This window comes from Streptomyces sp. NBC_00193 (assembly GCF_026342735.1).
Classification (GTDB): Bacteria; Actinomycetota; Actinomycetes; order Streptomycetales; family Streptomycetaceae; genus Streptomyces; species Streptomyces stoeckheimensis.
In genome coordinates this window covers 6,137,044-6,157,249 of sequence record NZ_JAPEMM010000001.1, presented here as the reverse complement: position 1 = coordinate 6,157,249, position 20,206 = coordinate 6,137,044, and the positions used below count along the sequence as shown (strand labels likewise).

The 20,206-nt window shown below is 72.3% G+C and carries 15 protein-coding genes and 2 pseudogenes; 4 read left to right on the top strand and 13 right to left on the bottom strand.

Annotation, left to right across the window (positions count from 1 at the left end):
- Window positions 1–22: 22 nt before the first annotated feature.
- On the top strand, window positions 23–466 hold the full coding sequence (locus OG898_RS27600) for a nitroreductase family deazaflavin-dependent oxidoreductase (protein WP_250739167.1): 444 nt from the start codon (window positions 23–25) through the stop codon (window positions 464–466).
- A 48-nt stretch (window positions 467–514) separates the two neighbouring features.
- Here the strand turns inward: OG898_RS27600 and OG898_RS27595 are convergent, their stop codons facing one another.
- The 3 genes from OG898_RS27595 to OG898_RS27585 are packed head-to-tail and all read right to left on the bottom strand — an operon-like array spanning window position 515 to window position 5,202.
- Window positions 515–2,101: an NAD(P)/FAD-dependent oxidoreductase gene (locus tag OG898_RS27595; protein ID WP_266959909.1), complete on the bottom strand. Its 1,587-nt coding sequence runs from the start codon at window positions 2,099–2,101 to the stop codon at window positions 515–517.
- On the bottom strand, window positions 2,098–4,266 hold the full coding sequence (locus OG898_RS27590) for a serine/threonine-protein kinase (RefSeq protein ID WP_250739163.1): 2,169 nt from the start codon (window positions 4,264–4,266) through the stop codon (window positions 2,098–2,100). Before OG898_RS27590 ends, OG898_RS27595 begins: the two co-directional genes overlap by 4 nt.
- A 27-nt stretch (window positions 4,267–4,293) precedes the next feature.
- The gene (locus OG898_RS27585) at window positions 4,294–5,202 is read right to left on the bottom strand and encodes an oxygenase MpaB family protein (protein ID WP_250739162.1); all 909 of its coding nucleotides are present in this window, start codon (window positions 5,200–5,202) and stop codon (window positions 4,294–4,296) included.
- 221 nt (window positions 5,203–5,423) lie between these two features.
- Here OG898_RS27585 and OG898_RS27580 point away from each other — a divergent pair, with 221 nt between their 5' ends.
- On the top strand, window positions 5,424–6,164 hold the full coding sequence (locus OG898_RS27580; RefSeq protein ID WP_250739161.1) for an SDR family oxidoreductase: 741 nt from the start codon (window positions 5,424–5,426) through the stop codon (window positions 6,162–6,164).
- An 84-nt stretch (window positions 6,165–6,248) separates the two neighbouring features.
- A pseudogene (locus tag OG898_RS27575) lies at window positions 6,249–6,509 on the top strand (amino acid permease); the annotation flags it as partial.
- Between the two features lie 75 nt (window positions 6,510–6,584).
- On the opposite strand, the pseudogene OG898_RS27570 reads toward OG898_RS27575, so the two are convergent.
- The 10 genes and pseudogenes from OG898_RS27570 to OG898_RS27525 form a co-directional block, all read right to left on the bottom strand.
- Window positions 6,585–7,810: pseudogene (locus OG898_RS27570) on the bottom strand (cytochrome P450).
- A 250-nt stretch (window positions 7,811–8,060) separates the two neighbouring features.
- The gene (locus OG898_RS27565; RefSeq protein WP_266959906.1) at window positions 8,061–8,414 is read right to left on the bottom strand and encodes a CU044_2847 family protein; all 354 of its coding nucleotides are present in this window, start codon (window positions 8,412–8,414) and stop codon (window positions 8,061–8,063) included.
- Between the two features lie 32 nt (window positions 8,415–8,446).
- Window positions 8,447–11,233: a CHAT domain-containing protein gene (locus OG898_RS27560; protein ID WP_266959904.1), complete on the bottom strand. Its 2,787-nt coding sequence runs from the start codon at window positions 11,231–11,233 to the stop codon at window positions 8,447–8,449.
- Window positions 11,234–11,431: 198 nt separating this feature from the next.
- Window positions 11,432–12,250, bottom strand: coding sequence for a hypothetical protein (locus tag OG898_RS27555; RefSeq protein ID WP_266959902.1), 819 nt, complete (start codon window positions 12,248–12,250; stop codon window positions 11,432–11,434).
- A 928-nt stretch (window positions 12,251–13,178) separates the two neighbouring features.
- Window positions 13,179–14,369 (bottom strand): acyl-CoA dehydrogenase family protein, encoded by a 1,191-nt coding sequence (locus OG898_RS27550; protein WP_250739108.1) that lies wholly within the window; start codon window positions 14,367–14,369, stop codon window positions 13,179–13,181.
- A gap of 109 nt (window positions 14,370–14,478) precedes the next feature.
- A complete protein-coding gene (locus OG898_RS27545) occupies window positions 14,479–15,567 on the bottom strand; it encodes a zinc-binding dehydrogenase (RefSeq protein ID WP_266959899.1) in 1,089 nt (362 codons plus the stop codon).
- Window positions 15,564–16,799, bottom strand: coding sequence for an LLM class flavin-dependent oxidoreductase (locus OG898_RS27540; RefSeq protein WP_266959897.1), 1,236 nt, complete (start codon window positions 16,797–16,799; stop codon window positions 15,564–15,566). The genes OG898_RS27545 and OG898_RS27540 overlap by 4 nt, the downstream gene beginning before the upstream one ends.
- A 160-nt stretch (window positions 16,800–16,959) precedes the next feature.
- The gene (locus tag OG898_RS27535) at window positions 16,960–17,481 is read right to left on the bottom strand and encodes a hypothetical protein (protein WP_250739095.1); all 522 of its coding nucleotides are present in this window, start codon (window positions 17,479–17,481) and stop codon (window positions 16,960–16,962) included.
- Between the two features lie 25 nt (window positions 17,482–17,506).
- Window positions 17,507–18,343 (bottom strand): class II fructose-bisphosphate aldolase, encoded by an 837-nt coding sequence (locus OG898_RS27530; RefSeq protein WP_266959894.1) that lies wholly within the window; start codon window positions 18,341–18,343, stop codon window positions 17,507–17,509.
- Entirely contained in the window at window positions 18,340–19,242 is a 903-nt protein-coding gene (locus OG898_RS27525; RefSeq protein ID WP_266959892.1) for an SIS domain-containing protein, read from the bottom strand. Before OG898_RS27525 ends, OG898_RS27530 begins: the two co-directional genes overlap by 4 nt.
- A 183-nt stretch (window positions 19,243–19,425) precedes the next feature.
- Here OG898_RS27525 and OG898_RS27520 point away from each other — a divergent pair, with 183 nt between their 5' ends.
- Entirely contained in the window at window positions 19,426–20,205 is a 780-nt protein-coding gene (locus tag OG898_RS27520) for a DeoR/GlpR family DNA-binding transcription regulator (RefSeq protein WP_250739083.1), read from the top strand.
- Window position 20,206 lies beyond the last annotated feature (1 nt).

Here is a 20,206-nt window from a genome sequence, read left to right as displayed (position 1 = left end):
ACACGAAGGCAGGCGAAGCCATATGACCGACATCGACTGGGACAACCCGATCGACCCCAAGCCGGGCTGGACCCTGGATCACGTCAAGCTGTACGTCGGTTCGGGCGGGACCGAGGGGCAGTACTGGAACAACACCCAGACCCTGCTGCTCACCACCATCGGCCGCAAGTCCGGGAAGCCCGTGCGGACCCCCCTCATCTACGGCGAGGACGACGGCCGCTACCTCATCGTCGCCTCCAAGGGCGGCGACCCCGCGGACCCGCTCTGGTACCGGAACCTCGCCGAGCACCCCGAGGTCCGGGTGCAGGTCGGTCCCGAGGTCCGGCAGGGCACCGCGCGCACCGCGACCTCCGAGGAGCGTGCCCGGTTCTGGCCGCTGATGGTGAAGCACTGGCCCTCGTACGACGAGTACCAGACCAAGACCAGCCGGGAGATCCCGATCGTCGTGATCGACCCCGTCGGCTGACTGAGCGCAGGGGCGCCGGAGCACCGGGGCGCCGGGGCGCCGGGTGCGTCAGTGTCCCAGTACCGCCATCGCCGCATTGTGGCCGGGGACCCCGCTGACGCCGCCGCCGCGGACCGCCCCCGCGCCGCACAGCAGTACGTTGCGGTGGGCGGTCTCCACGCCCCAACGGCCGCCGCCCACCTCGGAGTCGGAGTCGGAGTAGGGCCATGACAGGCCCCGGTGGAAGATGTGCCCGCCGGGCAGGCGCAGTTCGCGCTCCAGGTCGAGCGGGGTCTTGGCCTCGATGCACGGGCGGCCGTCGGCGTCGAAGGCCAGGCAGTCGGTGAGCGGTTCGGCCAGGTGGGCGTCGAGCTGGGCGAGGGTGGCGGCGAGCAGCACCTCGCGCGCCCCCTGGTTGTCCTTCTCGAACAGCCGTGCCGGGGTGTGCAGTCCGAAGAGGGTCAGGGTCTGGTAGCCCTGCTCCGCCAGCTCGGGCCCCAGGATCGTCGGATCCGTCAGCGAGTGGCAGTAGATCTCCGAGGGCGGTACGGAGGGCAGTTCGCCGGCGGCGGCCTCCGCGTGGGCCCGGGCGAGCTGTTCGTACCCCTCCGCGATGTGGAAGGTGCCGCCGAAGGCCTCGCGCGGGTCCACGGAGGTGTCCCGCAGCCGGGGCAGGCGGCGCAGCAGCATGTTGACCTTGAGCTGGGCACCCTCGGGGGCCGGCTGCGCCGGCTCCTCCCCCAGGAGTTCGGCGAGCGCCCGCGGCGAGGCGTTGACGAGCACCACCCGGCCGGCGACCCGGCCCTCGCCCGTCGCCGTACGGAAGGTCACCTCCGCCGGGGCGGTCGTGCCGTCGGTGTCGATGCGCAGCGCCTCGTGCCCGGTGGCGATCTCCGCCCCGGCGGCCAGCGCGGAGGCCGCCAGCGCGTCCGTGAGGGCCCCCATGCCGCCGACCGGTACGTCCCAGTCGCCGGTGCCGCCGCCGATGACGTGGTAGAGGAAGCAGCGGTTCTGGGCCAGGCCCGGGTCGTGGGCGTCGGCGAAGGTGCCGATCAGCGCGTCGGTCAGGACCACCCCGCGCACCAGGTCGTCGGTGAACTCCCGCTCGACGGCCCGTCCGATCGGTTCCTCGAACAGCATCCGCCAGGCCGCCTCGTCGTCGAGCCGCGTCCGCAGCTCGGCGCGCGTGGGCAGCGGTTCGGTCAGCGTGGGGAAGAGACGTTCGGCGGCCCGCCCGGTGGTCCCGTAGAAGGCGCGCCAGTTCTCGTACTCCCGCTCCGAGCCGGTCAGCCGGGCGAAGGACTCCCGGGTGCGCGCCTCGCCGCCGCCGACCAGCAGTCCGCCGGGGCGTCCGGCGCGCTCGACGGGGGTGTACGAGGAGACGGTGCGCCGGCGCACCTCGAAGTCCAGCCCCAGCTCGCGCACGATCTTGGCGGGGAGCAGCGAGACCAGGTAGGAGTAGCGGGAGAGCCGGGCGTCGACGCCCGGGAACGGCCGGGTGGACACCGCGGCCCCGCCGGTGCGGCCGAGCCGCTCCAGGACCAGGACCGAGCGGCCGGCCCGGGCCAGGTAGGCGGCGGCGACGAGGCCGTTGTGGCCCCCGCCCACGATCACCGCGTCGTACACGTCGTGCCCGAAGCCCCGCGAGGTCGTCATGGCTCTTGGTAACACACCTGGCCCAGCCGCTCCAGACAGTGCGCCTCGTCGGCGTGTGCCGCGACCGTGTCCGGATGCCCGTCGCCCAGCGACCGTTCGCGGATGCCGGAGAGTTCCCGGTAGACCGGCAGCGCCTGGTCCCAGCGGCCCAGCCGGCCGAGCCCGACGGCGAGTTCGCGGCGGCTGACCAGGGTGTCGGGGTGTTCGGGGCCCAGGGTGCGGGCCCGCGCCTCGCCCACCTGACGGGCCTCGGCCACCGCTTCCTCCCAGCGCTCCAGGCGCCCGAGGTTCACCCCGAGGACGTGCCGGGCCCGCAGCGTCTCCGGGTCGGCGGCCCCGTAGGCGCGGGTGCGGTCGCGGACCAGGTCCCGGAACAGCTCCAGGGCCTGCGCCGAACGTCCCGTACGGCCCAGCGCGATCCCGGCCTCGTAGCGGGCGGCCAGCGTGTCGGGGTGGTCGCGGCCGAGCACCCGCTCCCGTACGGCCGCGATGTGCCGGAAGGCCTCCAGGGCCTCCTCCCAGCGTTCGAGGCGGCCCAGCGCGTACGCCACCTCGTACCGGGTCAGCAGCGTGTCCGCGTGCTCCGCCCCCAGGACGGCCGCCCGGTCGGCGGCCACCTCGGCGGCGGCGGCGTGGGCCTCGGCGAAGCGGCCGAGGGCGCCCAGCGCGCAGGCCAGGTTGTGCCGGCAGCGCAGGGTGTCGGGGTGGATCCGGCCGACGGTCCGCTCCCGGGCCGCCAGGACCGTGCGGTAGCCCTCGTACGCCTCCTGGTGGCGGCCGAGCAGGCCCGTCTCGTACGCCGCCTCCTGCCGGGCCGCGAGGGTGTCCGGGTGGTCGGCGCCGAGCACCCGGGCGCGCCCCTCGGCGACGGCCGCGTACCCGGCGAGGGCCTCCTCGGTGCGGCCGGCCCGGCTGAGGGCGAAGGCCCGGGTATGGCCGGCGTCGAGCGCGGCCGGGCCCGTGAGGGCTTGGCCGGGGCCGTGCGGGAACCCGTAGGCGGCGGTGAGCCGGGGGTCCTCGGCCGGACGCGGGCGTACGACGGTCGGCAGAGCGGGGGCCGGGGCCGGGGCGCCGGAAGCCGTCGCGGCCGGGCTCCCGACGGCGGGAACGGCCGTGGCGGGCGCGCCGGAGCCCGAGACGACGTGCGCGGTGTGCGCGGCGTAGGCGGCGTGGGCCGTCCAGGAGCCGGTCAGGACGGCCCACTCGCCGCTCGCGGGACGGGCCTCGATGCCGGCCTTGCGTCCGGCGGTCATCCCCCCGGCCCACTCGGGCAGCGGCGGGTGCGCACCGGCGGACACGGCGGGGCCGAGCCGGGCCTCGAGGAGCTGCCGGTGCAGGTGGCGGGCGTCGCCGGGCCGGTCCTCGGGGGACTTGGCGAGCAGATCGAGCACCAGCCGCTCGAAGTGGACGGGCAGCTCGGGGCGGTGCTCGCGCGGCGGCACGGGCGCGGTGTCGCGGTGGCCGACCAGGACGGACCAGGAGTCGCCGAGGTCGAAGGGCGGGGCTCCGGTGGCGATCTCGTACAGGACGCAGCCGAGGGAGTAGAGGTCGCTGCGGTGGTCCACCTCGCCGCCCGCGATCTGCTCGGGCGACATGTAGTGCGGGGTGCCCATGGCCATGCCGCCGCCGGTGAGCTTGGCGGTGAAGCCGATGTCGGCGGCCAGCCGGGCGATGCCGAAGTCGCAGATCTTCACCGTGCCGTCGGTGAGCCGCATGATGTTGGCGGGCTTCAGGTCCCGGTGGACGACGCCCTGGTCATGGGTGTAGCCGAGGGCGGCCGCCATCTGCTCGGCGATGTCGACGACCACGTCCACGGGGAGCGGGCGCGCGTCGTTGTCCTCCAGGAGCTGGCTGAGATTGCGGCCTTCGAGGAGCTCCATGACGAGGTAGAGGGGACCGCCGGCCGCGCTGTCGTCGCCGAAGTCGTGGACGACGGTGACGCCGCGGTGCTGGAGGGAGGCGGCGACGCGCGCCTCGCGGCGGAACCGCTCGCGCAGCACCTGGGTGAAGTGGGTGTCCTGCTCGGGTCCGAGGGGCTTGAGGCATTTGACGGCGACCTGCCGGCCCAGCGACTCGTCGCGGGCCCGCCACACCTCGCCCATGCCTCCGCGGCCGATCAGATCGAGCGACCGGTACCGGCCGTGGATCAGTCTGGACTCCGCCATGTCTTGAAGTCGCCCCCGTGTGTCGTGCTACGCCCTCCCCGGCCGGTCCAGTATGGCCGCTGATGTACGCAGTGTGTACGGCGCGGGGCGGCTCCCGGGGCCCATGCGGCGCATCGCTTTCAAGATGTGACCTGGAGGCAGCTGCCAGCGCAGACCTGCGGGAATGCTGCGCAGCAGGCTACCGGTGAGACGCAGGCGGCGGGTGACGCTGCGCGGGGCCGGTGCGGGGCGGCCGTACAGCTGGTGCGCCCAGCCGGGCAGGGATCCGTAGGCGAGGGCGGCGAGCGGGCGCCACACCAGGTTTCGGCCAGGGACGAGGAGGGGGTGGATCGGCGGGGCGCACAGGAAGGCGTCGACGGCATGGGCGTCGGGGCCGGCGGCGAGCTCGGGGCGGATCCGCTCGAAGTAGGCGGCGAGGGCCGCGGTGTCCCCCGGTACCCCGGACGGGTCGAGCCCGACGAGCCGGGCGTTGACGCGGTTCTCGGCCACGTAGCGGTCCGCCTGCGCGGGGGTGAGCGGGATCCCGGAGCGGCGCAGGACGTGCAGGAAGCTGTCGATCTGGGCGCAGTGGATCCAGAGCAGCAGCTCGGGCTCGTCCACGCGGAACCGTGCGCCGGTGGCCGGATCGGTCGCCGACAGCAGGGTGTGGATCTTGCGGACGCGGGCGCCGGCCCGCTCGGCGGCCTCGGTGGTGCCGTAGGTGACGGTGCCGACGAAGTCGGCGGTGCGCAGCAGGCGTCCCCAGGCGTCGCCCCCGCCGTTCTCCCCGCTGAAGGCGGAGCTGTTCTCCATGACACCGCGGACCGCGCGCGGGTGCAGGGCCTGGAGGTAGAGCGCGCGGACCCCGGCGATCCACATGACCGGGTCGCCGTGGCACTGCCAGGTCACGGAGTCCGGGCCGTAGAGCCCCGGATCGGGGCCTGCGCTCTCGTCCATGTCCGGCTCCTCCCCCGTCGCCCGCCCCGGTACGCCGCATCGGCCGCGCGGGCTCTTCCAGCATTCCACCGAACGGCCGCACGCACGCACGTGGCCGCCGCTAGGCTTTCCCGCCGGCGGACCGCACCCGCCTCCCCCAGGGCCTGTCGTCAAACTCCCGTCTGCCTCACGGGCGACGACGGGAGTTTGACGACAGGCCCTAGAGACGCGGAGGCACGGTCATGCGTACGGGACAGCTCGAAGGGCAGGTCGCCGTCGTCACGGGCGGTTCGTCCGGCATCGGCCTGGCGACGGCCCGGCGGTTCGTGGAGGAGGGCGCCCGGGTCTTCGTCACCGGCAGGCGGCCGCAGGAGCTGGCCGCGGCGGTGCGTGACCTGGGCCCGGACGCCGTGGCCGTGTGCGGTGACGCCTCCCGCGTCGCGGACCTGGACCGGCTCTACGCTGCGGTCGCCGCCGCGGGCTGCGAGGCGATCGACGTGCTGGTCGTGAACGCGGGCGGCGGCCCGCCCGGCGGCTTCGCGGAGTTCACGGAGGAGCAGTTCGACGCCACCGCGGACCTCAACTTCCGCGGCGCCTTCTTCACCGTCCAACGGGCCCTGCCGCTGCTGCGCGACGGCGCCTCGGTCATTCTGCTGGGCTCGGCCGCCGGTTCCTCGGCGTCCACGCGGTACGGGGTGTACGCCGCCACGAAGGCGGCCGTACGGTCCCTCGCGCGGAGCCTGGCCCTGGAGCTCGCGGGGCGCGCGATCCGGGTCAACACCCTCAGCCCGGGCCCGATCGACACCCCGGCGCTGGCCGGTGCGCCGGCGCAGGTGCGCGAGCGGGCGACCGCCGGAGTCCCGCTCGGCCGGGCCGGACGCCCCGAGGAGGTGGCCGCGGCGGCCCTGTTCCTCGCCTCGCGGGAGAGCAGCTTCATCACCGGGATCGAACTGTTCGTGGACGGCGGAGCCGGCCAGGTCTGAGTCGGCCGGCTCCGCCCGGGGGCCCGCGCCGCCGGTGTGCGGGAGCCGGGAAGCCGGGGCCGCGGCCGGCCGCGGGTCGGGCCCGAGCTGGCCTCGGGCTGGTCCGGCGGCATCTACCGGTGGGTCAGCGAGGGGCTCGGCAAACCGCTCGGGTTCGTCGCGGTGTGGTGCCAGTTCGCCATGACCACCGCGTACGACCCGAGCCTGCTGGCGTACGTGGCGAGCACCTTCGCCTACGTCATCGACCCCCGGCTCGCCGAGAACGGGCTCCACGTCGCGATCGTCATCGTCGTCGTCCACTGGACCGGGGTCTGGATCTCCTCCCGGGGCACGAAGACGGTCGCCTCGCTCCGGTGTGCTTCCTGAAGTTCCGCAAACCGAGCTGGGTCCACCCCGACCACCGGTAGGAGGGCCGATGCTTCAGGCGGCTGCCGGGGTGAACTCCACGAGCAGGGACTTCGGCCCGCGGGTGAAGACTCTCTCGGCGGCCGGGTCGTACCCCGGGGCCGGCCGGAGCCCGGGCATGGCGTCGAGGAGCTGGTTGGTGGCGATCTCCACCTCGGCCCTGGCCAGCAGCGCACCGACGCAGAAGTGCCGTCCGAGCGCGAACGCCAGGTGGTCCGCGGCCGCGGAGAAGGCGGTGGTCGCCGTCAGGTCGTCGCGGAAGAGGTCGAAGGCGTCCGGGTCCTTGTAGCGCTCGGGGTCCCGGTTGGCGGCGGCGATCAGACAGGTGACGGTGGCCCCGGCCGGGATGGTGCCGCCACTCATGGTCACCTCGACGGCGGTCTGCCGCATGATCATGTGGACGGGCGGGGTGTAGCGCAGGGTCTCCGCGAAGGCGCGGTCGACGAGTCCGCGGTCGCGCTGCACGGCGGCGAGCTGGTCGGGGTTGGCCAGGAGGTTCGCGAAGAGGCCCGCGACGGCCTTGTCCGTGGTCTCGGCGCCGGCCGTGAGGAGGAGGCTGCAGAACGCCTTGATGTCCTCGTCGCTCATGCGCACGCCGTCGACCTCGGCGGTGCAGAGCGCGGACAGCAGATCGTCTCCGAGATGCTCCCGCCGGTTCCTGATGACCGGCAGCATGTACGCGGCGAACTCGGCCTGGGCCCGCGCGCCTTCGGCCGTCTTCTCCGGGTCGCCGGACAGGTTGCCGGTGAACGCCACGAAGGCCCGGTACCAGCCGCCGAGGGCCCGCCGGCCGGACCGGTCCAGTCCGAACATGTCGGCGATGACCGAGATGGGGAAGTGGGAGGCGAACCCGCTCACGAGGTCGACGCAACCGGTGTCGCGGAACGCGTCGATCAGCTCGCGGGCGTTGCGCTCGATGACCGGAACGACCTTGTCGCGCAGCTCGTTGCCGCGGAAGGCCGGGGCGACCAGGGCGCGTCGCGTGGCGTGTTCGCGGCCGCTCATCTGGAGCAGGGTCTTGCCGTGCACGGGCTCGGCCTGCCAGGCGTAGTTGTCCGTGGTGAAGAGCCCCGCCTTGTCCCGGAAGGCCCGCGCGACGTCCTCGTAGCGCGAGATGATCCAACTCTGCGTCCCCTCGTGCCAGATGGGGGGTGCGCTCTCCCGCATGGCCCGGTAGGCCGGGTAGGGTTCTCGGCGAACTCCCGCGAGAGGATGTCCGGGACTTCGTGCGCGGCGCTCATGGAGTTCCCCCATCGGCTCGGCCTGACGGCTGTCCTGAGGTACGCCTTCCAGGAAACAGCACACCGCCCGGTGACGCCAGGCCGCCGAAGCACCGGAAGCTGCAACGGTGTTGGCCGCTCCGGCTTCCGCGCGCCGATCTGCTGCCGTCGTCTGTGACCACGATTACCGGTACTCCACCAACCAGGAAGACCACCCGACCGGGAACCCTCGCTCAACCGCCAGCGAACCTCTCGGTACGACAACGGCTACTCATAGAGGGGATTGCCCGGTCGTCGGATGAGGTTTGTTCCGGTGCCAGGTGACGGCCACGGTGAAATTGGCGGTGGTGCTGGCAGAGGCGATGAAGGCACCGGCTTCGGCGTGCAGGTCGAGGCCGAACTCGACGTGGATCTCATCAGGTGACTCTGCGATGGTACGGAGTTGGGCGACCACGCCTTCTACCGCGGGCCGCGCACAGCGTACGGCTTCCTCGAAGGTCTTTTGCGCCCGTTCGGTTACCGCGGTATCGCGGAGTCCGCGGGTCACCATCCCGGCCGCCGGGTCCCTGACCTCGATCAGTACGGTATCGCCCTCCGCCGTGGAAAATTCAACCAGATGTCCCATTCCAGGCGTTCCCTTCCCTTGCGGTTCCTTCCCTAAAGGTCGCCGACCGGCCACAGGCATGCGGTGTGGTCGCCGCTGCCGGTGGCGATCAGGGTGCCGTCCGGGCTGAACGCCACCGCGTTCACACCGGCACCATGACGTACCGCGAGCAGCTGCCGACCGGTTGCGGCGTCCCACACCCGGGCCGAGTGGTCATCGCTGCCGGTGGCGATCCGGGCGCCGTCCGGGCTGAACGCCACCGCGTTCACACCGCCACCATGACGTACCGCGAGCAGCTGCCGACCGGTTGCGGCGTCCCACACCCGGGCCGAGTGGTCATCGCTGCCGGTCGCGATCCGAGCGCCGTCCGGGCTGAACGCCACCGCGTTCACACCGCCACCATGACGCAGCTCGACCAGCTGCCGACCGGTTGTGGCGTCCCACACCCGGGCCGTGGCACCCGAACCGCCAGTGGCGAACCGGGCACCCTCCGGGCTGAATGCCACCGCGTTCACGAGAACCCACCCGTCGCCTCCATGGCGTAGGTCGAGCAAGTTCTCGCGGATGCCCGTGACGTCCCACACCCGGACCATGGCATCCGAACCGCCAGTGGCGAACCGGGCACCCTCCGGGCTGAATGCCAACGCGTTCACGCAGGCGCCATGGCTTACCTCGAGCAGCAGGCGGCCGGTGGCGGCGTCCCACACCCGCGCAGCGCGGCTTGTGTTGCCCGTAGCGATCCGGTACCCGTCCGCGCTGAACGCCACCGCGGACACGACGGACCGCATGCTTCCTCCCTTGACCTTCAATCGCTCCGCGCCGGAGGTGTCGTAGACGCGAGCCCACCGGGATTTGCCCGCGACGGCGATGCTCTGGCCGGCCGGGTCCCACGACAGGGAAAGGACCTCGTCCTCGAAGTCGATACTGGCCAGCTTGGGCGGGTTAAAAGTAATCTCGCGCCGAGCGAGATCGGCCAGTGCGGCGTATTCGTCCGCCGTAGGCGCTTGCACGACCGTCAACTTGGTTATCGTTTCCAGTACCTTCACCCAGTCTTGTGCGGCTACCCGCTCGTGCAGTGCGGTACGCAGCTCGTCGATCTCCTGAGAGACGGCGCGTCGCTGTGCAGCGTCGCGATAACCGCCGTCGGCCGCGAGTTCGCCGTAGCGGGCGGAGGCCACAGCCCAGTCCCCGGCGTCCTCCGCCCTACGGGCCTCGGCATAGAGGCGCTCGTGTTCCGCTTCCCGCAGGGTCCGGCGGGCGTGGGTGGCCAGGCCGTCGGGGTCGGCGGCGGCTGGGTCGAGCCCATGGAGGTCCTCGCTGACCTGGATGACAGCCTGCCACCGGCCGGCATCCGCGTGGTAACGCAGTTCGGCCTCCAGATCCGCGATGTGCTGCCGGGCCCGGCATGATTCTCGTCGGGCAACGGCGTCCAGGTAGCCCTGGTCGGTCCGGAGGATCTCCGTGTACGCGTCGATCGCGGCGGCCCAGTCCCCGGCGGCCTCGGCGTCCGTCGCCTGCTCGTAGGCTTCGGCGAGTCGGCGCTGATGGACAGCGGTGTCGCGCAGTGCCACCGCGTCCGGGTTGTCCGGGTCGAGCATGAGCAGGTCGTCGAGCAGCTCGATGGCACGGCTGTGGCGGCCCACGCGCACCTCTGCGGCGGCCCTCACGTACAGGGCGCGCAACGGCACGTCGCGCCGACCACCAGGCGGCGGATCCGGGACCGATAGCGAAGGCGATTCTGCGGTGAAGGTGAACAACTGGGTGGTGTCGCCGCGCACGTATAGCACGGGGGTGATCCATTCCAGGGTGCGGCGGCTGGTACCGAGGATCGCGATCCGCCCGCTTTGTGCTGCCTCGTCGATCCGGCGGCCGTGGGCGAGTGCGGCGTAGAAGCCATGTGCGAAACGGATGGCGGCCCGATCGCTGACCGTGAACTGCATCGCGGCGGCCGCGCTGATGCCGCTGCGGACCAGCGTCGCACCGGTGCTGGAGAAGACGTCGCGCGTCCCGCCCTGCGCCGAGGCGCAGGAATTGAGCACGACAAGCCGCGGGGTGGGCCGGGCCTCACCGAGCAGGTCCGCCAGCCGGGACGCCTCCACCAGATCGGCGCCGCCGCCGCTGTCAACCAGCGCGATCAGGCCCTCATCGGCACTTTCGTCGTAGTCGCCGTGGCCGATGAAGTGCAGCACGTGCCATTCACCCTCCAGCAGGCGCCCGTGCACACGGTCCCAGCTGGCCTGCGGCACCCAGGTCAGCTCGACCCGCCCCGCATCGATCTGCTCGGCCAAGGCTTCCTCGAGCCGGCCACGTTCGGCGTCGGTATCCAGCAGTGGCAGCCCGCGCGGTGACGCGATCACCGCCAGAATGCGCAGGGGTGGCTTCACCTGCAGCGGCTCGGGCGTGTAGCGGGCGGGCACGTGCCGGACGAGCGGCTCTTGCCGACACAGGTACACCTCGGCATCTGGGTCGAACAGCGTCTCCCATGGCAGCAGGGCGAGCTCCGGCGTCTTCAGCCGCAGTATGATCCGCAGCCGCTGCTGCCTCTCTTGCGCCACCCCGCTGCTCGCTCGGTAGGTTCCGTAGACCGGGCCGGTGAAGAGCGCTTCGAAGAGCTGTTGCCCGACTTGCCGCACCGGCTCCTCTGTGGCCGACACCGCCCGCCGCGCTTGCACCGAGGAGGCCAACACCGTTGCCTCCAGCGCCGCGCGCCGGTTGAGCAGCCCGTCGACGTCGAGCTGCAGCGCGGCGCTGGGCTCCCCGCCAGCCGCTGCGTGCACCACCCGCACCTCGTACTCGTCAGGGCGTGTCCTTGAGACTTCCAATTCGAGGTCAGTGGCCATCGCTGCCCCTTTCGCCGCGGATGACCACGGGCAGCTGAGCGGCAGAGCCTCGGCCGAGAGGTGAGAACAGCCGAAACCGCCTACACGACCATCATGCAGCCCGCTACCCAGGTCCACCAGCGCACTGGGACCCAGGGGCCGCGAGGTGCACCGTCCATTACGACCAAGAACAGATCGTAAGTATGGGAATCCTGTCCGTCACCGGACGGTGCGGCACTCGCCACGATCCCGCTGAGGGCTCCGCTCTACCCAGCTGCCCAGAGGTCTGCCGATCCTTGGGAAACTCACCGGTAAGGAGAACTTCGGCCAGGGCTCGACTAGTTGGTCGGTCCAGGGCCAGGGCTCGGCGGGGGTGCCGTCGGGTTTCAGTCCGTACGGGGGCAGTTCCTCGACTCCCAGCCGTCCGGCGGCCCGGGCCCACCGGGCGAAGGTATGGGCCTGCGGGGACCCGGCTTTGTGAAGTGCAGCAAGGAGCGCGTCATGGCAGGCTTCGGAGGCCTGGCTCCGATCGACCTGCGCGAGCGGGTCCCGGCCCAGGAGCTCGGCCACGGCCTCGCCTTCGCCGAGGGCGAGGAAGGCTTCGATGAGCCGGGCGACACCGTTCATGTGGGTCAGCGACGCACCCGAGGCAGCCCTGCGGACGAGGGAGTCCCGCGGGCTGGTCAGGCCGTGGGCGGTCATGGTCTGCAGCAGTTGTGCGATGCCGATGGCCGGAGGGAGGTCGACGCCTTCGGCAATGCGGGCGGCGCATACGAGGGCGGTGTCGATCGCTCCCACCTCGCACAAGGTTTCCAGAATGGAGTCGAGCGAGTACCAGTCCCTGTAGTGGGTCACATCGACTCGGTCCACGAGCCCGCGGTCGAACAGGACCCGCACGGCCTCCGGAGCTTCGCACTTGTGGAAGAGCCAGAGCATGAACGATGTGGTGTCCGTGCTCGGGCTATCGACGTGCTCGGCGACGTGCCGGGCCAGGGTACTGGCGGCCTCCACGGCTCCCGCCTCGTACAGCTCGGACACGATGAAGGCGGTGTCCTCGTAAGGGGTATGGGCCCGGGCTCGTTCCAGCAGAGTAGATCGCCGAGGTTGGATTCCCAGTCGTACTGGTCGGGGTCGCCGGTCAGCTCGACGTGCCGGGCCGGCGAGCGGTCGATCAGGGTGCGCACGCCGTTCTTGTCGCCGGCCTTCGCGAGCCCCCGGAGCAGAGTCACCACTACTCCGGCGTCGGTGAGCTCGATCCGGGATGCCGGGTCGAGGGCGAGCACGGCGCGTACGGCCTGCTCTTCCCCGATTCCCTCCAGCCCGCTCATCAGGTACGGCAGATTGTCCGGGGCCATGTGCGGCGCCGCAGCCATAGCGCGGGGCACGAGGACTGTTGTCGCGTCGGGTGTACCGCACATGCGCAGCCCGTGGAGCAGCCGGGTCAGGGTCCAGGACGCCGAGAAGGCGGCGCGCAGGGCCAGCCGTCCGACCACGGGGGTGCGCCGACACCTTGGAGAGGTCCGGCAGGGCCCAGCCGATGGCATCGGGGTCGACCCGGTCGGCGTGCACGGCCAGGGAGTCCAGGAGGGATGCGGTGATCTCCTCTGCTACGCCTTCTTGCGTCAGGCGCGCGGCCAGGCCTGCCACGGCCCGTACGACGGGATGACGGCGACCTCCTGGGCTGAGAACGGGCCCTGGTGCGGATGGCCCTCACCGTCAGCCCACTCGGCATCGATCCAGACCAAGATCCATGGCCGGCTCCGCGTACCTGCCAGGACGACCCTGGCAGGTACCGCGTGAACGGACCGGGGAGCCGCGACCAAACCTCACGTGCGGGGAACATGCCGGCACTCAGCGCACGACGCCGTGAGGGTCCGACAGCAGCACTGTGACGGGGAAGTGATGCGCTACCACCTCTGGCGAGAGGTTGGTCTTGGTGCCAACCATGAATCCTCGTCACATCGTCTCAGCGGCGCACCCGCGGCATGCCCAGGCCGATCCACGAGATGATCTCGCGCTGGATCTCGTTGTTGCCGCCGCCGAAGGTGAAGATGACCGCGCTGCGGTAGCCGCGCTCCAGTTCGCCGTGCAGGACCGCGCCCGCGGAGCCGTCCTTGAGGGAGCCGGCCGCGCCGACCACCTCCATCAGCCAGGCGTACGCGTCCCTGCGCGCCTCGGAGCCGTAGACCTTGACGGCGGAGGCGTCCTGCGGGGTGAGGTTGCCGTCCTGGACGGCGTTGACCATCTGCCAGTTCAGCAGTTTCATCGCGTCGAGGCGGGCGTGGGTGCGGGCGAGGCGGCCGCGGACCCAGGAGAGGTCGATGACGCGGCGGCCGTCGGCGAGCTTGGTCTCGGCGGCCCAGCGCTGGACGTCGTGCAGGGCGCGGATGGCCATGGTGCCGTGGGCGGCGAGGGTGACGCGCTCGTGGTTGAGCTGGTTGGTGATCAGGCGCCAGCCCTTGTTCTCCTGGCCGACGCGGCGGCTCGCGGGGACGCGGATGTTCTCGTAGTAGCTGGCCGTGGTGTCGTGCGAGGCCAGGGTGTTGATGAGGGTGCAGGAGTAGCCGGGGTCGGAGGTCGGTACGAGGAGCATGGTGATGCCCTTGTGGGCGGGGGCGTCCGGGTCGGTGCGGACGGCGAGCCAGACCCAGTCGGCGGTGTCGCCGTTGGTGGTCCAGATCTTCTGCCCGTCGACCACGTAGGTGCCGGTCTCCTCGTCGCCCTCGCGGACGGCCTTGCACTTGAGGGCGGCGAGGTCGGTGCCGGCGTCGGGCTCGCTGTAGCCGATGGCGAAGTCGATCTCCCCGGCGAGGATCTTGGGCAGGAAGTACGCCTTCTGCTCGTCGGTGCCGAACTGCATGATGGTCGGCCCGACGGTGTTGAGCGCCATCAGCGGCAGCGGCACGACGGCCTGTGCGGCCTCGTCGAAGAAGATGAACTGGTCCATGGGCGACATCCCGCGCCCGCCGTACTCCTTGGGCCAGCCGACCCCGAGCCAGCCGTCGGCACCGAGCCTGCGGATGGTCTCCCGGTAGAAGCGCTTCTGTTCGGCCGGGTCCTCGTACCGCGCGTAGACGTCGTCCGGGATCAGTTCGGCGAAGTAGGCGCGCAGCTCGGCGCGCAACCGCTGCTGCTCAGGCGTGTATTCGAGGTGCACGGCCCCTCCGGGTCTCTCGTGGCTCAGGTCGCGCGGCCGTCCGCCGCCGCCGCTGCGGGGGCAGACTAGAACCTGTTCCAAGAATCCGGAAGGGTCAGTGGTCATGTCGTCAGCGGGTCATGTCGTCGGCGGGTGCCCGGCGGGCCGTCACCCCCGTTCCGCCCTGCCCGGGCCGGATCAGGACCTTGATGTGCTCCTCGGGCCGCCGCAGGGAGGCGAAGGCCGCGTCCAGCCCGCCGAAGCCCGCTTCTCCCGTGACCAGGGACGCGGGGTCGATGCGGCCTTCGGCCAGGCGGGCGAGGGTGGCGCCGAACTGTTCGGGCGGGTAGGTCAGGCACATGCGGATCGTGACGTCCTTGTAGATGCCGACCACCGGCCGGATCACGTCCTCGGTCATCACCCCGCCGATCTGCAGGATCTCGGTGCCGCGCGGGACGGTGTGCAGGAGCCGGTTCAGCATGCCGGGTACGCCCACGCAGTTCACGACCACCGCGGGGCGCGGGCGGGCTCCCGCTAGCTCTGCGCAGAGACGTACGGGGTCCTGCGCGGCCGGGTCCACCACCGCGTGCGCGCCGAGCCGGGCGGCGGCCGCCCGCCGCAGCGGCAAGGGGTCGGAGGCGACGACCGGTCCGGCGCCGCGCTCCAGGAGTGCTGCGACGGCCCCGAGGCCGACCGGGCCGCAGCCGACGACCACGGCCGGGGTGTCCTTTCCCGCCGCGCTCCGGGCGATGTTGCCGAAACCCACCGCCAGCGGCTCGGTGAGGGCGGCGAGCCCGAGGTCCAGGGACGGCGGGACGGGCAGCAGCGCCTGCGCCTGTACGACGATCCGCTCGCCGAATCCGCCGGGGAAGGCGTTGCTGTAGCCCACGGTCCGCACGACCCCGCCCGCATCGACCGCCCAGGGCAGGCCGACGACCCCGGTGCCCGGTTCGGGACCGGTCGCGCCGGGCCCGTAGGAGAGGACCCGGCCGGAGAACTCGTGGCCCATCACCAGCGGCCGGTCCGGGTCGAAGAGGAAGCTGGTGGTTCCGCTGTCCCGGGAGGCCCGGAGGAACTCGTCGGTGTGCGCGACGGCGCTCAGGTCGGAGCCGCAGATCCCGCAGGCGGCGGTCTCCACGAGTGCCTGCCCGGGGCCGGGCACCGGATCCGGGTGCTCCCGTACGCGGAACCGGCCGTCTTCGAGCACCGCGGCCCTCAACGGACCTCTCCCTTGCGGGCGATGGCGTCCATCGTGGCCCGGCGCATGGCTCCGACGAACCGTTCGCTGTTGCGCCCGGCCCACTCCAGGCTGGCGCGGCGCGCTTCGGTGTGGCCGGTGAGTCGGGGGACGACCCGCTCGGCGAAGAGCTCCAGGCTGCGCAGGGCGGCCGCGGGCTCGGCGAGGTCCAGCCGCAGGATGAGGAAGGTCCCGAACCCGCCGGTCTTGTCCGCCAGTTGCTCGACCCGCTGCACGGCGTCCTCGGGGGTGCCGATGACGGCCCGGCCGAAGGTGGGCAGCCCCTCGGTGGTCCACCGCTCGACGGCGCCGGCCGGGGTGGCGCAGCCGTCCAGCCGGGTGCCGCTCAGCTTCTCGATGTAGTCCACGAGGTCGGGCGTGCCGTACTCGGCTTCGCGCAGGGCCTGTTCGCGGGTCTCGGCCAGGTGCACGGGGGTGACCAGCCGCCAGGCGGTGCGGTCGGCGGCGCGGCCGGCTTCGCCGCAGGCCCGCTCGTGGGCGGCCCAGTTGGCGTCGAGCGCCCCGTACCCGGCGGGGTCGGCCGCGGCGAGCGAGAGCATCCCGACCCCGTGGCGTCCCGCGAGCACAGCCCCGGTCGGCGATACGGCGGAGGCGACCGCGACCTCCAGTTCCCGGCCCCGGTAGGGTCCGAGCTGGAGCCGGGCCTCCTCCAGGGCGAACCACTCGGTGGCGGCCGTGACCGTCTCCCCGCGCAGCAGCCGGACGATCGCGTCCAGGGCGTCGGCCGTCATCGCGCGGGAGCGGAGCGGGTCGACGCCCATCATGCAGGCGTCCGAGGGCAGCTGGCCCGGACCGACCCCGAGCATGGCCCGTCCCCGGGACTGCTGGTCGAGCTGGCAGATCCGGTCGGCGAGGATCAACGGCTGGTGGTAGGGCAGGGAGTTGACCCCGGTTCCGAGCATGATCCGGCTGGTGCGTTCGGCAGCCGCGGCGAGGAACACCTCGGGCGAGGCGATGATCTCGTACCCCGCGGAGTGGTGTTCGCCGGCCCACAGTTCCTCGTAGCCGAGCCGGTCCAGGTCGGCGGCGAGGTCGAGGTCCCGGCGCAGCTGGAGCGCGGGGTCGCCGTCGGGCCGGTGGTAGGGGGCGAGGAACACCCCGAAGCGGTGCGGGAGATACGGCTGCGGCCGCGGGGGCGGGGCGTACGGCGGCCTGTACGGCGACTGCGAATCCTGCGGCTGCTGCTGCGGCATGTGCGGTGGCCTTCCCTCGGCGGCGCCTGCTCTGCTCCGGCATCCGACGAAACACCGCCCGGGGCGCAGCTTCAATGCCGCCGCGGCCGTCCTCCCACTGAGTGGGAGGAATCCCGCGGGCCGCTCCTCAGGTGTGGCTCAGGCGCATCTCAGGCGTGGCTCACGTGTAGAGGAACACGTAGTCGAAGTAGACGAGGTCGCGGATGCCGTCGAAGCGGAAGGTGCCCGACGGGACCACGTTCAGGCCTTCCTCCAGAGCGACCTTGTCGTACGTCGTGCTCTGCTTCCAGGCCGCGCTGGAGGGTATGTACGGTTTCAGCGGGGCGGGCAGCCCGGCCAGGGAGCCGACCTCGAAGTGGTGGGCGGGATCGCGCATGATGCGGTTCGCCGTGCCCTGCTTGAGGTGGGCGACGCCGACCAGCCGCATCCGGGAATCCGGGCTCGGGATCGACCGGTCGTTGTTGGACTCGTCGATGTCGTAGCCCAGCCAGTGCGCGTCGGACACGTCGCCCAGCGCGGTCCAGAAGCGCCGGTTGAGCGGCGCCAGATCGGTGCGGACCTTCTCCGCGTCTTCTTCCTCGGGCCACATGACGTAGCCGAGCCCCGCCGCGCCGAGCAGCAGCGGGGCCCCCAGTCCCAGAAGAAGCCGCCGTCTGCTGCTGAGGCCCCGCTGTGCGTCCATACAGTCCCCCCGATACCCGTTCCGGTCAGTTCAGGGCGCTGATCATAGCGGCGGCCGTCGCCGTCATCGCCTCCCGTGCGGCGGTCAAATACGGGCGGGGATCCGCGGGGGTGAGATGGGTGCGGATGGCTTCGGTCATCGCCACGTTCAGCGCGGTGCCGATGTTGACCTTTCGGATGCCGCCGGCGACGGCCGCGGCGAGTTCCGCGTCAGGCAGACCGGAGGATCCGTGCAGCACCAGCGGCACGTCGACCGTCTTGGCGAGGCGGCCGAGCAGCGCGTGGTCGAGGGCCGCGGTGCGGCTGGTCATGGCGTGGCTGCTGCCGATGGCTACGGCCAGCGCGTCCACTCCGGAGTCGGCGACGAACCGCCGCGCCTCGTCGGGGTCGGTACGGGCGCCGGGTGCGTGCGGGTCCAGCGGCGCGGCCCCGTTCTTCCCGCCGACCTCGCCGAGTTCGGCTTCGATCCAGAGCCCGTTGACGTGCGCCCAGTCGGCGGCGGAGCGGGTGGCCTCCAGGTTCTCCGCGTAGGAGAGGTGCGCGGCGTCGTACATGACCGAGCTGAATCCGGCGTCCACGGCCTGCCGCAGCAGTTCGGAGCTCTTGACGTGGTCCAGGTGCAGCCCGACCGGGACCCCGGCGGCCTCGGCGACGGCCACGGCCGCGCGGCTGATGGGCAGCAGCGCCCCGCCCCGGAACTTGACGGCGTTCTCGCTGAGCTGGAGCAGCACGGGGAGTCCGGCCGCTTCGGCGCCCGCGACGACCGCTTCGGCGTGCTCCAGCGTGATGATGTTGAAGGCGGCGACGGCGCGGCCGCGGGCGGCGGCGTCCAGGACGAGCCCGCCGGCGGGGACGAGGCTCATCGGACGGCCTCCTCGCCCGTGGTGAGGATGACGGACCGGGTCAGATTGCGCGGCGCGTCCGGGTCCAGCCCCTGGTGGGCGGCGACGGCGATGGCCAGCCGGTGGACGCGGACCAGCTCGGCGAGCGGGTCGAGGTGCCCGGCCACCCACTGGGCTCCGGTCCCCCGGACCTGTTCGGCGAGCCCTTCGGGGGCGTCGCCGAGCGACCAGGTGGCGGTGCCGGGCGCCGAGACGCTGATGGGGCCGTGCCGGTACTCCATGGCCGGGTAGGACTCGGCCCAGGCCAGGGCGGCTTCGCGCATCTTCAGGGCGGCCTCGTTGGCGAGTCCGACGCTCCAGCCCCGTCCGAGGAAGGTGAACTGCCCCCGGGTCTCCAGCTCCGCGGGGAGCGGGTCGGCGAGCGCGGCGCGCGCGTCGGCGACGACGGACGGGCTGTGCAGGCCGACGTGGGCGCGCAGCAGGGTGAGGGCCGTGGTGGCGAAGCGGGTCTGCACGACGGACTGCTCGTCGGCGAAGTCGAGGACGACGAGCGCGTCGGCGAGGGTGATGACGGGGGTGGCGGGGTCCCCGATGACGGCGGTGGTGGGCACGCCCGCGTCCCGCAGTCCGGCCAGCAGGTCGAGGACCTCGGTGGTGGTCCCGGACCGGGTCAGTGCGACGACCCGGTCGTAGCGCCGGTGGCGGGGGAACTCCGAGGCGGGGAAGGCGTCGGTCTCGCCCTGCCCGGCCTCCTCGCGCAACACGGCGGCGGCCTGGGCCATGTAGTACGAGGTCCCGCATCCGACGATCGCGGTACGCTCGCCCGGCCGCGGCAGCACCGCCCGGTGTTCCGGGGCCAGTTCGGCGGCCCGCTCCCAGCATGCGGGCTGCGTGCCCAACTCGTACGCGACGTGGCTCATGGCGGCTCCCTAGCGCGGTGCGTGCACCCCTGAATGCGTGTTCCTGCAAGATACTGCGGTATTTCGCGCAACTTCAAGCATCTCCGGGGTGATCTCCTGCGTTAATCTCGACGTGTAGGCCAAGAGAGAGCGTCGAAGCGAACAGCGGCGCGCCCCTCGAAGACACGACCGGAAGGGCGGCCGATGACCCGCAAGGAACGCTGGCAGACACTGCTGGACCTGCTGGTGGAGCGGGGCGAGCTGGAAGTGGAACCCGCCGCCGAGGCCCTCGGCGTGTCCGCCGCCACCATCCGGCGCGACCTCGACCAGCTCGCCGAGCAGCAGCTGCTGGTCCGCACGCGCGGCGGAGCGGTGCTGCACGGGGTCAGTTACGAACTCCCGCTGCGCTACCGCACCTCGCGCCGGGCCGCCGAGAAGAGCCGCATCAGCGAAACCGTCGCGGCGCTGATCGTCCCCGGCGAGGTGATCGGCCTGACCGGCGGCACCACGACCACCGAGGTGGCGCGCGCGCTGGCCGCCCGCCCCGACCTCGCCACCGGTTCCCCCGCCCTCACCGTGGTCACCAACGCGCTGAACATCGCGGGCGAGCTGGTCATCAGGCCGCAGTTCAAGATCGTGCTCACCGGCGGCGTGGCCCGGCCCCAGTCCTACGAGCTCACCGGCCCGCTCGCCATGGAGGTGCTGGGGCAGCTCTCCGTGGACACCGCCGTCGTCGGCGTGGACGCCTTCGACCCGGCCGACGGGGCCGCCACCCGGCACGAGGACGAGGCGGCCATGAACCGCCTGCTCTGCGAACGCGCCCGCCGCGTGGTGATCGCCGCCGACTCCAGCAAGCTCGGCGTCCGCGCCTTCGCCCGCATCGTCGCCACCGACGCCGTGGACGTACTGGTGACGGACACCGGCCTGTCCCCGTCGGTGGCCGAGGCCTTCGAGGCGGCGGGCGTGGAGGTCATCCGCGCCTGAG